The following is a 15,344-nucleotide window of genomic DNA, read 5'->3' as shown; positions in this document are numbered from 1 at the left end:
TTAATATTATTTACGGTTAAAACAATTATGCTTATAACTTAAAGGTATTTCGAGTTGAAAAATACAATAATTTGAAGATAAGCACTTACATTAGCTGAAGTTTAAATAGTTATATAGCTATTTTATTGCGATCATACTAATTTCAACATTTACAAACTTAGGTAAATTAGCCACCTCAACAGTTTCTCTTGCAGGTGCAGAAGCTTCGTCAAAATACTTACCGTAAACTTCATTGATTTGCTTAAAGTTATTCATGTCGCTAATAAATATAGAGGACTTAATAACGTTTTCAAATGTCATGTCCGCCGCTTCTAAAACGGCTTTCATATTTTCCATAACCTGTTTGGTTTCCGACTTTATATCATCAATAACCAATTCCATTGTTTTAGGGTTTAAGGCTATTTGGCCTGATGTATATAAGGTATTTCCTGATAAGATAGCTTGATTATATGGTCCTATAGGAGCAGGTGCATTGGTAGTGTTTATAATTTTTTTCATGCTTTTAGTAATGGAGAAAACTATGTCTCTTTTTAAGTTTATGTGTAACACAAATTTAGTAATACATTTTCACTTCAACAAGTTCAGTATGATGCTATTATTAACAAACAGGAAAAGAATGTTCAGCTCAGCTTATTTCAGAATGCAGAAATAATAAAAATATTCAGGAGTACTATTCTGGTGTCTAAATTGTTTTGAAAAAATAAGCTACACTAACAAAAGCCCTTTAGTTACCCAATCGTTGATCTGGTTGTTTACGTTTATCGTATTTTAGGTCTTTAAGTAGATTCGATTTTATACCAATAAAGAAATTCCACGAGCTACGATTACTAAATGGTATCCATGAGAAATTCATACGCCAACTTAATAAGTCACGCTCAAAACGTAATTGCGTATAGGTAAAACCTTGATTAAGAAAATCGTACCCAGAAGATGCACCTAGACTCCATTTAGGTGATATATCAACATCTCCTGAAAACATTAATGAATGTGACGAAATTTCATCTTCACGACGTGTATTTGTATAATTTGCAGAATATGCCAGTCTTAAGCTCCAGGGCATTTTGTAGTTATAAAAGTCGTTGTTTTCTTCGTTTTCCTTATCGTTATCTCCATCAGATAACCGTTTGTCTGCATAATCTTCTGAGCGACCAAATAAGTCGTCTGTTCGTCCTCCGGATCGCGCAGATTCTTGTGCAGATGCATTTTTTTCTTCAGATGCGCCACCAGAAAAACTATCGTTAGATAATGTGTAACTCATATTTACGTTGGCAGATGTAAGCCTAAATAGACTTCCTCCATTATTAACATTAAAGGTATTAATAACATTATTATTGCTATCTAATGCGTAGGGGTTTAGGGTCATACCAAAGTTAATACTCATTTTTTTATTTAAAATTTGAGTACCACCGCTCATACGAACAGGACTCCAATGTAATGAATCGGCAGCAATATCATACGACGTAGAAAAATTGAGATTGTTTAATATAAATATTTTTTCTGGCTCTGCTTTTGTGGAGTCTTTAGCTCTAATTTTAGCTTCAAGATTATTTCCTAACGATATACCAACACTACTAGAATAACGATTACCAGGTCTTCCAAAGAGAGAGTTCTCAAATCGTGTATATTCCACCTGATCGGAAGTGGTTCCATCGGCATCAATGACGTCATAAGTTTCATAATACTGATCAAAAGCAGGACTAATAGAATAGCTAATAGACGGTCGCATTACATGGCGTATCGCTTTTATTTTTTTATCCTCGCCTTCTTCTTCAAAATTATACATTCCGTATATGGTAGTTCCTACACTTGCTCCAACATTATAGGTTAAAAAACGATCAAAACCACTTTGATCTACAGAAACGACCTCTTCTAAAGATTGGTCGTAGAATTTTTTAACGGTATTAAGTGTCCAAGTTTCTTCAAAATTGGCATTAGCACTAACACTAAAATAATCGAAAACCTTAAAGTTGGTTGTTACAGGTATGCTGTGTCGCATTCCGGTTATAGCATCATCAAACATTTCAGCTTTACCAAATATAGAATCGTTAGTTTTTATGCTGTATTCTCCTCTAGAGGAGACCTGAAAATTTATATTATGAATAGCACCTTTTTTAGTTCCTGTTTTAGGCGCAAAAGGATAAATTCTACCTATCGACGCTTGCATTGTAGGTAAGGTTAAATCAATATCACCTGTATTGGTATTTTGTCTATGTGTTGCTGTTAAACTTAAGTTGACTTGCGGTTCGCCTGCAAACGTTTTTGAATAGGAAACCGACGATGCTAAGGTGTTATTTAAAAAATTAGACTGGTTCAATTGGTTAATAGACTCTTGGTAATATGAGCTACTACCTAAATTAACCGATGCTGAAAACCGAGAATTAGGATTCGCCTTAGCGTCTTGATTGTGTGACCACCTCAGGTTATATATAGTACTTTGACTAAAATCTGGAAATCCGCGTTCGCTATTTAGTAAATTTTCATATCTAAAGCTTAAATTACCTCTAAACTTATAACGTTTTGCATAATTGTTTTCTATTCGCAAACCATAACTACCGTTGGTGTAATAGTCACCTAAAACTGCTAAATCTAAATAATCACTAATGGCAAAATAATAGCCACCATTTTGTAAATTATAACCTCTATTACTATCCTCACCAAAAGATGGGAAAATAATACCAGAGGTTTGCTTTTGTGTCATAGGAAAAAACGCAAAAGGCAATGCGATAGGAGTAGGAACACCATAAATTTCCATATAGGTTGGACCAACAATTACTTTTTTATTAGGAACCAATTTCATTTTACTTGTTACGAATTGGTATTCGGGATCTTCTTCATCTTCAGCCGTTGTAAATCGACCTTTTTTCATAAAGTAAACGGAATCATTTTCTTTTTTAGTGATTGGCGAATACACTTTAAAACCTTGTTGCTCTGTTCTAGAATTAAAAACGAGTGCTTTTTTAGTTTCAGTATTAAAAATAATAGAATCTGGTTCAATAACATTTTCACCTTGCGTAAAAACAGGGCGCTGCGTGTAACCTGTAGAATCTTTTAAACGGCCAGCATAAACTAAGTTTTTACTATAATCAATGACAATAACGCCAGCCTTAATTTCCATGTCTTGGTATAACACTTCAGCTTCGTTATATAAACGTATGGTTTTCATTTTTTGACTCAAGGAAACATAATCTTTAGCTTTATACTTTACAGTACCTTCTAATAAGCCTTTTTGTTTTACAGAGTCCTGTTGTGTAGAGTCAATCTCTTTTGTGTTTAATGGAGGCTTAATAATGGAATCTACAGCAATATGAGCAGAATCTTTGCGTTGCTCAATTGGAATCGTTCCGTTCTTTTTAGGTAATTCTTGAGCGAAGCTAAAAGTGTTGATAAACACTGTAAAACTCAAGGTAAAAAGTATGTGTAAGCTTTTTGTATGCAATGCTTTTAAATGTATTTTTGTAAAAGTATGGCTCGGTTTTTGAAACGCCAAAAGTACAGCTATTTTTTTGTGTTTAATTTATAATAATTAGAAATTAAAAAATACTGGTTTACAATATAGCGCTAAGTAATAAATCGAGTTGATAAACCATTAAATTAAATATGCAAACGACACTAAAACCTACAATAGTATTTTTAACCTTTTTATTTATAACTACTTTAACATCTTTCAATGTGTTAAATGCACAGGAAGAAAAGTTTGTGGTGGTTTTAGATGCAGGACATGGCGGCAATGATCCTGGAAACACAGGTAATGGTCATAAGGAAAAACACATTGCGCTTGAAATCACCTTAGAGGTAGGACGTGAATTAGAGAAAAACCCAGATATAAAGGTTATTTACACACGTAAGACTGATGTTTTTGTGGCGCTGCATGAGCGTGCTAATATTGCCAATAGAGCGGATGCCGACTTGTTTGTATCTATTCACTGTAATGCACACAGCTCACAGGCTAGTGGCACTGAGACCTTTGTGTTAGGTGAAAAAAATACGGGACGTAATTTTGATGTTGCCAAGAAAGAAAATGAAGTGATTTTTCTAGAGGATAATTATGAAGAAAATTATGCTGGGTTTGACCCTAGTTCACCAGAATCCTCTATTGCTATTGGTATTGAACAGGAGGTTTATGTAGAGCAAAGTGTTGTTTTAGCTCGTAAAATTGAAGATAATTTTATTAACAAGGCCAAACGAAAAAGTAGAGGTTTAAAGCAAGCTAGTTTACTTGTTATCAGAAATACGTATATGCCAAGTGTTTTGGTTGAAGTAGGATTTTTAACCAATAACCAAGAAGGTAAATATCTAAATTCAAAAGCCGGACAATCAAAAATGGCAAGTTCAATAAAAAAAGCAATTCTAGATTTTAAAGTAGAACTCGATCAAAATGTTGGGAGTCATATTCTTCAAGTAGATGCAGAATCTATGGTAGAAACAGAAGAATCACCTAAAATTATAGAGGGTGTAACATTTAAAGTTCAAATTGCAGCAAGTTCTAGAGCTTTGGAACCCAAATCTTATAATTTTAAAGGTCTGTCAGATATTTCTAGAGAAAAAGTTGGGACTATTTATAAATATTACAGTGGAGAAACGTCCGATTACAACAAGGTAAGGGAACTACAAAATGAAGCTAAATTAGCAGGTTATTCAGGTGCATTTATCATTGCGATTAAAGGTGATAAAAAAATTGATGTTTCCGAAGCATTAAAATCTACAACAGATTAGAATCATTATTAGTATATTTATTCCTAATTTTGTTAGGAAACTAAATTGAAGCCCATTGAAAATTTCAAGAGAAGTAAAAACAGCGGTATTAGTCTTAGCTGGTATCACCTTTTGTATATACCTATTCACATATCTTAAAGGTGAAGACCTGTTCGATAATTCAAATACTTATTATACAGAGTTTGATTATAATGCCTTAAAAATGTCATCTCCTGTAACTATAAAAGGAAATAAGGTTGGTGAGATTGAAGACATAAATTACGATTTCGATTCTGGTAAAACACGAGTTGCATTTACGGTAACTCCGCAATTAAAATTCTCAAAAAATAGTACTATTCGCTTATACCAAGATGGTTTAATGGGAGGCAATGCGTTGTCTATTGTTGAAGCCAATGATGGCGAAATTGCGCAATCTGGAGATTTTATTTCATCTGAAGTTAAACCAGGCATGATTTCAGCATTAGAAAAGAATTTTTCTGGTATTAGTGAAGATTTAGGAACAACGCTACGGTCTTCAGATACCTTAATAACCAACTTAAACGCAATGGTTATAGATGAGTCAGATGATGGCTTAAAACAAACTATTGCAGAATTAAACGCCACTTTAAAGTCCTTTAAAAATGTGGCTTTTAAAGCCAACACACTCATTAGTGACAACGATGAAAAGATTTCTTCTGTCTTAGAAAATTTTGATAAAACAAGTGCCGAATTAGCAATTTTAATAAAAGATTTAAACGATGCAAAATTGTCTAATACGGTAAAGAATTTAGACGACATGGTTTTAAAACTTAACCAAGTAGTCACAGGCCTGGCTGCAGGCGAAGGTTCTATGGGTAAATTATTAAATGATGATGCACTTTATGATAATTTAGAAAATGCATCAAAAGAACTTCAATTATTACTTTTAGACATCAAACTTCATCCTGCGAGATACAGACGTATTTTGTCTAAAAGAGAGATTCCTTACGAGGAACCAACACAAGAGCAAATAAACAATAACTAGATCCATCAATCATGGAATACTTACCGAATATCATTTTTGCAGTTATCCTAATATTAGGCATAGGCTATTTTACAAGAAACGTTAAAAAGCTTATTCGAAATATAAAATTAGGACATAAAGTTGATGCAAGTGATAACACGTCGCAACGTTGGAAAAACATGGCTTACATTGCTTTAGGTCAAAGTAAAATGGTAAAACGACCAGTTTCTGGTTTTCTACATGTCATTGTTTATGTTGGATTTATAATCATCAATATTGAAGTTTTAGAGATTATAATCGATGGTCTTTTTGGAACACATCGTATTGGTCAACAAGTATTACCAGAAAGTTTATATGGTTTCCTAATTGGGTCCTTTGAGATTTTAGCCGTTTTAGTTTTAGTTGCCGTAACTGTATTTTGGTTGCGTAGAAATGTGATTAAAATTAAACGTTTCTTAAGTTCAGAAATGAAAGGCTGGCCAAAAAGTGATGGTAATATTATTCTGTATTTCGAAGTTGTATTAATGTGTTTATTCTTAATCATGAATGCTACTGACATGGTATTTCAAGAAGCAAATTCAGGTAATATAATATCACAATTTATAGCACCTTGGTTCGAAGGTTTATCAGAAGGAACACTAACTATAATTGAAAGATCAGCTTGGTGGCTACACATCGTTGGTATACTTGCGTTCTTAAATTATTTATACTTTTCTAAGCATTTACATATTTTATTAGCATTTCCTAATGTGTATTTTGGAAAAGTGGAACCAAAAGGAAAATTCAATAATCTTGAAGCCGTTACTGCTGAAGTAAAATTAATGATGGATCCAGATGCTGATCCTTACGCAGCACCTCCGGAATCAGCAGAAGATGAAGTGCCAGCAAAATTTGGAGCAAGTGACGTTATGGATTTGACTCAAATACAACTTCTCAACGCCTATTCGTGTACAGAATGTGGTCGTTGTACAAGCGAGTGTCCTGCAAACCTTACCGGAAAAAAATTATCACCTCGTAAGATTATGATGGATACGAGAGACCGTTTAGAAGAGGTTGGAAAAAACATCGATGCCAATAATGGCGAATTTAAAGATGATGGTAAACAGCTTTTAGGAGATTATATAACCAACGAAGAACTTTGGGCTTGTACCACTTGTAATGCTTGTGTAGAAGCTTGTCCTGTGAGTATAGACCCTTTATCAATTATTGTAGAAATGCGTCGTTATTTGGTTATGGAGCAAAGTGCAGCGCCAATGGAACTAAATAATATGATGACCAATATAGAAAACAACGGAGCACCTTGGCCTTACAACCAAATGGACCGTTTAAATTGGAAAGACGAATAAAATAAAGTCAGTTGGTTTATTCTTAATATCAGGTAGAGACCAGTCGAAACCTATTTTGAAACTAACTTTGAATTTTAAACTAAAAGTATGAGCGAGCAACTAATAGTGCCAACCATGGCAGAGATGATGGCAGAAGGCAAACAACCAGAAATTTTATTTTGGGTTGGTTCTGCTGGTAGTTATGACGATAGAGCAAAGAAAATTACCAAAGCTTTTGTAAAGATTCTTAATAAAGCAAATGTCAATTTTGCCGTTTTAGGAACCGAAGAAAGTAATACAGGTGATGTCGCCAAACGCGCAGGCAATGAATTCTTATTTCAAATGCAAGCCGTTATGAATATTGAAGTGCTTAACGCTTACGAAATAAAACGTATTGTCACTTGCGATCCACATTCTTTTAATTGTATTAAAAACGAATATCCAAGTTTAGGTGGTAATTACGATGTTATTCATCACACACAATATATAAAAGAACTGATGAGTTCTGGTCGTTTAAGCTTAGAAGGAAATACATACAAAGGCAAACGCATTACCTTTCATGATCCTTGTTATTTAGGTAGAGGAAATGGTGTTTACGAAGCACCAAGAGATGTGCTTAAAAAAACAAACGCAACACTTGTTGAAATGAAACGACACAAAGGAACTGCCTTGTGTTGTGGAGCAGGAGGAGCGCAAATGTTTAAAGATGCAGAACCTGGAAACAAAGAAATCAATGTTCTTAGAACTGAAGACGCCATAGAAACTCAACCCGAAATCATTGCTACAGGCTGTCCATACTGCAACACTATGATGACAGATGGTGTAAAGTTTAAAGAAAAGGAAACTGCTATTAAAGTTTTAGATATCGCAGAGTTAATTGCTGATGCATAAAACCATGGTTATGGGAAATAATATCGAAAAATTACCATTAAAAAAGAGGATTATTTCGGGTATTGCAATAGGCTTATTATATGCCTCACTTATGGCTGGTTACGATTATGTTACCGAGGATTCATTTTCTTTAGTAAAATTTATATTTAATAGTCTCTTCTTCGGACTTGTTATGAGTTATGCTTTTAGGTATAAAGTCAGTAGATGAGATTGTTTCTACGATATTAATTAAAACAATTCATTATAAAAAATGGCATTCACCAACCCTCAAATACAAACAGAAGACTTACCCAATGTCGAAGATGTGGTGTTAAAACCGATTTCAAAATCGTATTTAAAAATCATAGCATTAAATGGATTGGCATTTTATAGTCTAATTTTAGGTGCTTTGTTTGGATTAAAGTACCTCATTAAAGAAGCGCCTTTTCAAAATAATTTTTGGTATCTGTTTTTTGGAGTTTTAGGACTGTGTATTTTCAGTTTTATCATGTCTATATTAGCGTTCAAAAAACGTAAGTATGCTGTTCGTGGTTATGACGTTATCTATGCAAAAGGTTTAATTGTCCATTCTGTTGTAACCGTACCAATTTCTAGAATTCAGCATGTAGAAGAGTCTCGAAGCTGGTTGGCACGACATTTTGGTTTATCTACTCTCAAAATATTTACAGCTGGTGAAGCCGGAAGTGACTTAAGTATAAGAGGACTTCAACATCTTGAAGCAAAAAGTATCAACGATTTTATAAGTTCTCAGGTTGATGGAAACAAATGATTTCTCACAACCCATAAGGCAATCAACAAAAGGCATTATTGTAATTTTTGCATTCAATTTAGTCAAGTTTGTTAAAAAGTTCTTTGTACTTTTTATCGCATTTGGTGTTTCTGTATTTAGAAATAAATCTGTAGGAAATATAACGCCAACGATGGTGTTACTGGCTTTAATTGGTGTATTAATAATTATTCTCATCATTGCCATATTAAAATATCTCAATTTTAAATTCCATATCAGTAAAGACGATTTTCATTTAGCAACCGGAATCATTAATAAGGATAATACCATAATCCCGAAGTCTAAAATCCAGAATGTTTACATCAAACAAAATTTTCTACAACAAATTATAGATGTAGTCTCCGTTAAAATTGAAACGGCAGGTGATAAAAAATCTGAAATTGAAATAAGCGCATTAGATAAACCAACCGCGTTATTATTAAAAAAGAAACTGTTCAAAAAAGCACAGATTGATACCCAAGCGATAGAAGATGCAGAACAGGTTAATGAACCAGAAGTCTTTTTTAAAGTGACACCAAAACGCTTGTTATTAGAAGGGTTGTCTCAAAACCACTTTAAAAGTTTCCTTTTAATATTTGGTTTTGCTTTTGGTCTATATAGTGAATTCAAAGACTTTTTAGTAGAATTAGAGTTAGAAAATCACATTGAAGGTTTAGTTGAATTAGACGAAACCGCAATTCTCAATTTAATAATTACTAATGTCATTATAGTTATTGGAGTGGTGATAGTTTCATTTTTGTTTTCGGTCGTAAAAACTTTTATTATCAATTTTAATCTCGAAGTTGTTGAGCATCAAAAAACAATAGAAATTAATAAAGGGCTTTTTAACAAAGTGTCCTTGAGTTTAACACCAAGTCGTATTCAGAATTTGGTAATAACCACTAATCGACTTAAACAGTATTTTGGATTGCACACCTTAGCTGTAAAACAAGCTATGGTGAATGTTAAGCAGCAAAAAAACTTCAATATTGTAGCCTTAGAAAAAGCACAGCTCAATTATTTGGTAGACAAACTCTTGTCTAATTACGTAGAAGACAAAAGCAATGTCGCGAAACCAAGACCTTATTTTATGCGAATTTCGGCATTAGAAATGTTCATTTTTGGTGTCATAATTAATGCTTTGGCATGGGCGATCTTCGGTATGGAAATGTTGTGGATTAATGCTGTTTTTCTACCCTTAGCGGTTTTGTATGTCTATATTGCATATAAAAAAGCCTATTACATAATTTCAGAAGACTTTGTAACCATAGGCAGTGGAGTCATTGATACCACAACCAATATTCTAGAAATTCATAAGATTCAAAGTGTTAAGCTAAAACAAACAATTTTTCAAAGACCTAAGGCTATTGCATCAGTTGTTATATCCACAGCTTCAAAATCTGTGACGATTCCTTATGTGCAAAAATCTGAAGCCATATCAATTTATAATTTCTTGCTATATAAGGTCGAATCTCAAGACAGAGATTGGATGTAATATTGTACTTTTGCTTCGAATTTATGATTAAAGCGAAACACCAAGTTTCTTAGAAAGACAACTTTTGTCAGTTAGTTAGAATTTAGTCTTTATTCTAAGTTCTAAAAGCAAAGCGGTCTTTTGTCTTTACATTATATACGAATAGAATAGAATAAAATAATAGAATTATGCTAGTAGATTTTAACACGTTGCCAGAAGACTCAAGAGTTTGGATTTACCAAGCTAACCGTTCGTTTTCAGACGACGAATTAGAGCAACTTAAAACACAGTTAGACACGTTTATTGAAGCGTGGACAGCACATGGAAAAGACTTAAAAGCGGGTTACAAGCTTGTTTATAAACGCTTTATTGTTATTGCAATGGATCAAAGTTTGAATAGTGCAACAGGTTGTTCAATAGATTCTTCTGTGGCATTTATTCAGCAATTAGAACAACAATACAATGTTGATTTAATGGATAAAATGAATGTATCGTATAAGCAAGGTGAATTTATTGCGTACAAACCATTGACTGATTTTAAGAAAATGGCACAACAAAGAGCCGTTTCTAAAAACACAATTGTGTTTAATAATTTGGTGACCAATATTGCCGAATTCAATGAAAATTGGGAAGTACCTGCGAGTGAAAGCTGGCATAATCGATTTATTAAATAACTCTTCACAAAAAAACTTTCATAGTTCAAATAGATTGGTCACTTTTACAACCAAGACCAATTTAACAACAAACGTATTACAGTGGCAACAGACATTTTTTTATTAAACATTTCAGGACAAGATAAACCAGGATTAACATCATCACTTACTAGCGTTTTAGCAGAATATGATGCAAAAGTATTAGACATTGGTCAAGCTAATATTCACGATACCTTATCCTTAGGTATCATGTTTGAAATTAAAAAAGGTAAAAAATCTTCAGCAGTTCTTAAAGATTTATTGTTTAAAGCTTATGAACTTGGTATCAAAGCTAAATTTAAACCCATTTCACTCGAGGATTATGAAAATTGGGTTAACCAACAAGGTAAAGATCGCTATATCATTACCATTTTAGGTGAAAAATTAGCGGCTGAACAAATTTCTGAAGTCACTAAAATTATTTCTGACAAGAACTTAAATATCGATTCAATTAAGCGATTAACAGGTCGATTATCACTGGTTAAAAAAGAAGAATACCCAAGAGCTTCAATTCAATTGTCAATTAGAGGAAAAATTGGTGATAAGACCGATTTTACTAAGAAATTCATGGAGATTTCGCGCGAGTTAGATGCAGATATCGCTTTTCAAGAAGATAATATTTTTAGACGTAATAGACGTTTGGTTTGTTTTGATATGGATTCAACCTTAATTCAAACCGAAGTAATTGATGAGTTGGCTGATTTAGCTGGAGTAGGAGACGAGGTGAGAGCCATTACAGAATCTGCTATGCAAGGCGAAATAGATTTTAATGAAAGTTTTAAACGACGAATGAAACTCTTAGAAGGCTTAAAAGAGTCGGTTTTACAAGAGGTGGCAGAACGTCTTCCAATTACAAAAGGTGCAAAACGATTAATAGATACTTTGCATTATTACGGCTTTAAAACGGCTATTCTATCTGGTGGATTTACTTATTTTGGGCATTATCTTCAGAAAAAACTCGATATAGATTTTGTCTTTGCTAATCAGTTAGAAATTAAAGATGGTGCACTAACAGGTGGTTATCTTGGTGATATAGTAGACGGAAATAAAAAAGCAGAATATCTTCAGTTACTTGCAGATGATATGAACATAGATATCAGTCAAACCATTGCCGTTGGTGATGGAGCCAATGATCTACAAATGCTTAATCTCGCTGGTTTAGGTATAGCGTTTCATGCTAAACCTAAAGTTAAAGACAATGCACAAAGTTCTATTTCTAGTATTGGATTAGATGGTGTATTGTATTTATTAGGCTATCATGATCGCCAGATAGATTTGGTATCTTAATCTTAAAAATAGTCATATATCTAGTATATAAATCTATCTTAAAGTCTTTTTACTTACTCTTAAATATGCTAATTTGGCACAATATTCGTTACGATTAATGTGTTCAACCTATAAACGAAAAAAGTTTGCTAATGCGTTACCTTGCCCTTATTCTTATATGTACTTGTTTTCAATTTAATTTTGGGCAAGACCTTTCTAGTAATCCACTTCAATCTAAAGATCCAATTCTGCAACAGCGATGGGTAGATAGTTTATATACATCAATGTCTCTTGAAGAAAAAATTGGGCAACTTTTCATGGTTCAGGTATTTTCAGATAAAGGAAAAGCACATGAAGTAGGTATAGCAAATCTCATTAACCATCAGCATATTGGTGGTTTAATTTATTCTAAAGGAGGGCCAGTGCGCCAAGCAAAATTAAATAACGAATTACAAGCAGCATCTAAAATACCATTGTTAATAGGAATGGATGCAGAATGGGGTTTAAGCATGCGTTTAGACTCAACATATGCGTTTCCATGGAATATGACACTTGGTGCAATTACGGATGATAAATTGGTTGAACAAGCCGGAAGACAAATTGGAGAACACTGTAGGCGTTTAGGTGTGCATTTTAATTTTGCACCTGCAGTAGATATAAACACAAATCCTAAAAACCCAATTATTGGTAACCGTTCTTTTGGTGAAGACAGAGATAATGTTACGGACAAAGGGTTAGCCTTTATGAAAGGTATGCAAAGCGCAGGAACCTTAGCCAATGCCAAGCATTTTCCTGGTCATGGTGATACGGAAGACGATTCACATTTAAAATTACCAACGATTAATTTTAGTGCTAAGCGCATCGATTCCATTGAGATTTACCCTTATAGAAAACTTATTAAAGAAGGATTAGCGAGTGTCATGGTGGCACATTTAAACGTGCCAAGTTTAGAACCTCGCAGAGATTTTCCATCGTCATTATCTAAACGTATTGTTACAGATATTTTGAAAGATAGTTTAGGATTTAATGGCTTAATTTTTACAGATGCCTTAACCATGAAAGGTGCAGCAGATTATGTTGAAAAAGGTGTAGATGGTACAACGACTAAGAGTTTAATAAAAGGTGGAGAAATTGATTTAATGGCATTTTTAGCAGGTAATGATGTGATGCTTATGTCAGAAGATCCCAAAAAAGGAATTGCTAAATTTGTTGAAGCCTACACTAACGGCACAATCACTGAAGAACGTTTAGCGCACTCTGTTAAGAAAATATTGATGGCTAAATACAAGGTTGGTCTTAATAATTATTCGCCAATCGGAATTTATGATTTAGAAAAAGATTTAAACAGACTTAAAGACGATTTGCTCTATGGAGAACTCATGGAAAACGCTATTACCGTAGTTAAAAATACCAACTCATTATTACCACTTCAAGATTTAGAAACGAAGAAAATTGCGTATGTGTCATTGGGAGATGACGATGGTTCGCCGTTTTTAGATGAATTAAAAAAATATACTAAAGTCCACGAGGTTAAAGCAGATAAACTCGATGGTATAATTTCAAAACTTCAAAATTATAATACGGTTGTTGTTGGTTTTCATAAATCGAATGCAAATCCATGGAAGAGTTTTAAATTTTCACAAAAGGAAATGGCTTGGTTGTATGAAATTGCCAGAACCAATACCGTTATTTTAGATGTTTTTGCAAGACCTTATGCCTTAAACGATTTGTTATCGGTTGAAAACATTGATGGGATTGTAATGAGTTATCAAAACAGTAAAATAGCTCAAGAAAAATCAGCACAACTTATTTTTGGATCTATTCCTGCAAAAGGTAAATTACCTGTTAGCGCAGGTCCAAATTTTCCAGTCGGAACAGGAGAAACATTAAATTCTATATTGAGCTTAAGTTATGGTTTGCCAGAACGTGTTGGAATGGATTCTGAACTTTTAAGTCGAATAGATTCTGTAGCAAACTATGCAATAAATGGTAAGATGACACCAGGAATTCAACTATTAGTAGCGCGTAGAGGAAAGGTAGTTTACAATAAGAATTTTGGGTATCATACCTATGAGAAAAAGCAAAAGGTTGGTTTTGACGATGTTTACGATGTGGCGTCGTTGACAAAAATATTAGCAACACTTCCGGTTTTAATGGAATTAGAAGAGCAAGGTTCTATTTCTTTAGATGATAAATTAGGTGAATTAATTCCAGAGTATAGAAACACAAATAAAAAAAATGTAACACTTAAAAGAATGTTATCCCATTATGCGAGGCTCAAACCTTGGGTACCATTTTACTATGCTACATTAGATTCTGTAACTAAGAAGCCAGACCCTAAATATTATAGAAAATCACGAACGGAAGGCTTTACAGTAGAAGTGACTAATACGCTCTTTATGCGCGATGACTACAAAGATTCTATTCAAAAAGTAATTCGTGATAGTGATTTGTTACCAAGCTTAAGATACCGTTATAGCGATTTGCCTTATTATATTCTTAAAGATTATCTCGAAGATTTTTATGCAAAACCATTAAGTGAAATTACAGAAGATCGTTTTTATAAATCTTTAGGAGCCAACTATACCACATATAATCCACGAAAAAAATTCAGCTTAAAAGATATTGTACCTACAGAAATAGACAATTACTATAGATACAAAAAAGTGCATGGTTATGTGCACGATATGGGAGCTGCTATGCAAGATGGTATTGGTGGACATGCAGGTATTTTTAGTAATGCTAATGATGTCGCCAAAATAATGCAGATGTACCTGCAAAAAGGATTTTATGCTGGCAAACGCTATCTAAAAAGTGAAACCATAGATAAATTTAACTACTGTTACTATTGTGGTAACAATAACAGGCGAGGAGTTGGATTCGATAAACCTCAGTTAGGTGAAGAAGGTCCAACCTGTGGCTGTTTATCTATGACCAGTTTTGGACACTCAGGCTTTACAGGAACGTATGCTTGGGCAGATCCTGAAGAAGAACTTGTATATGTGTTTTTAGCAAATAGAACCTATCCAGAAGCTGGAAAAAACCTATTGCTAAGAGAAGATATTAGAACTAATATTCAAGCCTTAATATATGAGGCCATTATAGATTAATTTTTAAAATTGTAAGTTTTCAAATTCATTTTGGACTATTAATTAAATTTTAATGTCTGGTTGAGTGCAGTCGAAACCTATTTTAGTTGAATTATTAAAACCTTTCAACTACGCTCAAAAAGACA

Annotated in this window: 12 protein-coding genes; 10 read left to right on the top strand and 2 right to left on the bottom strand. The window is 33.4% G+C overall.

Annotated elements, in window-relative coordinates; all coding sequences use genetic code 11:
• Positions 1-117: 117 nt before the first annotated feature.
• Both ITJ86_RS07125 and ITJ86_RS07120 read right to left on the bottom strand, forming a co-directional pair.
• Positions 118-498 (bottom strand): RidA family protein, encoded by a 381-nt coding sequence (locus ITJ86_RS07125; protein ID WP_195870937.1) that lies wholly within the window; start codon positions 496-498, stop codon positions 118-120.
• 226 nt (positions 499-724) lie between these two features.
• Positions 725-3,487, bottom strand: a complete 2,763-nt coding sequence (locus tag ITJ86_RS07120) for a putative LPS assembly protein LptD (RefSeq protein WP_195870936.1) — start codon at positions 3,485-3,487, stop codon at positions 725-727.
• A gap of 110 nt (positions 3,488-3,597) precedes the next feature.
• Here ITJ86_RS07120 and ITJ86_RS07115 point away from each other — a divergent pair, with 110 nt between their 5' ends.
• The 10 genes from ITJ86_RS07115 (at position 3,598) to ITJ86_RS07070 (ending at position 15,219) form a co-directional block, all read left to right on the top strand.
• Positions 3,598-4,713, top strand: coding sequence for an N-acetylmuramoyl-L-alanine amidase family protein (locus tag ITJ86_RS07115; protein WP_195870935.1), 1,116 nt, complete (start codon positions 3,598-3,600; stop codon positions 4,711-4,713).
• Between the two features lie 55 nt (positions 4,714-4,768).
• Positions 4,769-5,716: an MlaD family protein gene (locus ITJ86_RS07110; RefSeq protein WP_195870934.1), complete on the top strand. Its 948-nt coding sequence runs from the start codon at positions 4,769-4,771 to the stop codon at positions 5,714-5,716.
• 11 nt (positions 5,717-5,727) lie between these two features.
• Complete coding sequence (locus tag ITJ86_RS07105) at positions 5,728-7,041, top strand: (Fe-S)-binding protein (RefSeq protein ID WP_195870933.1); 1,314 nt, start codon at positions 5,728-5,730, stop codon at positions 7,039-7,041.
• A gap of 87 nt (positions 7,042-7,128) precedes the next feature.
• Positions 7,129-7,911: a (Fe-S)-binding protein gene (locus ITJ86_RS07100; RefSeq protein ID WP_195870932.1), complete on the top strand. Its 783-nt coding sequence runs from the start codon at positions 7,129-7,131 to the stop codon at positions 7,909-7,911.
• A gap of 10 nt (positions 7,912-7,921) precedes the next feature.
• A complete protein-coding gene (locus tag ITJ86_RS07095) occupies positions 7,922-8,119 on the top strand; it encodes a hypothetical protein (protein ID WP_195870931.1) in 198 nt (65 codons plus the stop codon).
• A 42-nt stretch (positions 8,120-8,161) separates the two neighbouring features.
• The gene (locus ITJ86_RS07090; RefSeq protein ID WP_195870930.1) at positions 8,162-8,680 is read left to right on the top strand and encodes a PH domain-containing protein; all 519 of its coding nucleotides are present in this window, start codon (positions 8,162-8,164) and stop codon (positions 8,678-8,680) included.
• Positions 8,667-10,172 (top strand): PH domain-containing protein, encoded by a 1,506-nt coding sequence (locus ITJ86_RS07085; protein WP_195870929.1) that lies wholly within the window; start codon positions 8,667-8,669, stop codon positions 10,170-10,172. Before ITJ86_RS07090 ends, ITJ86_RS07085 begins: the two co-directional genes overlap by 14 nt.
• Before the next feature lie 167 nt (positions 10,173-10,339).
• A complete protein-coding gene (locus tag ITJ86_RS07080) occupies positions 10,340-10,825 on the top strand; it encodes an ABC transporter ATPase (protein WP_195870928.1) in 486 nt (161 codons plus the stop codon).
• Between the two features lie 81 nt (positions 10,826-10,906).
• Positions 10,907-12,130 carry a phosphoserine phosphatase SerB gene (serB, locus tag ITJ86_RS07075; protein WP_195870927.1) on the top strand — a complete coding sequence of 408 codons (1,224 nt, stop codon included), beginning with the start codon at positions 10,907-10,909 and terminating at the stop codon, positions 12,128-12,130.
• Positions 12,131-12,261: 131 nt separating this feature from the next.
• A complete protein-coding gene (locus tag ITJ86_RS07070; RefSeq protein ID WP_195870926.1) occupies positions 12,262-15,219 on the top strand; it encodes a glycoside hydrolase family 3 N-terminal domain-containing protein in 2,958 nt (985 codons plus the stop codon).
• Positions 15,220-15,344 lie beyond the last annotated feature (125 nt).

This window comes from Winogradskyella marina, assembly GCF_015645385.1.
Taxonomy (GTDB): domain Bacteria; phylum Bacteroidota; class Bacteroidia; order Flavobacteriales; family Flavobacteriaceae; genus Winogradskyella; species Winogradskyella marina.
The sequence above is the reverse complement of the archived record's forward strand: the minus strand, read 5'-3'. Positions and strand labels throughout refer to the sequence as shown.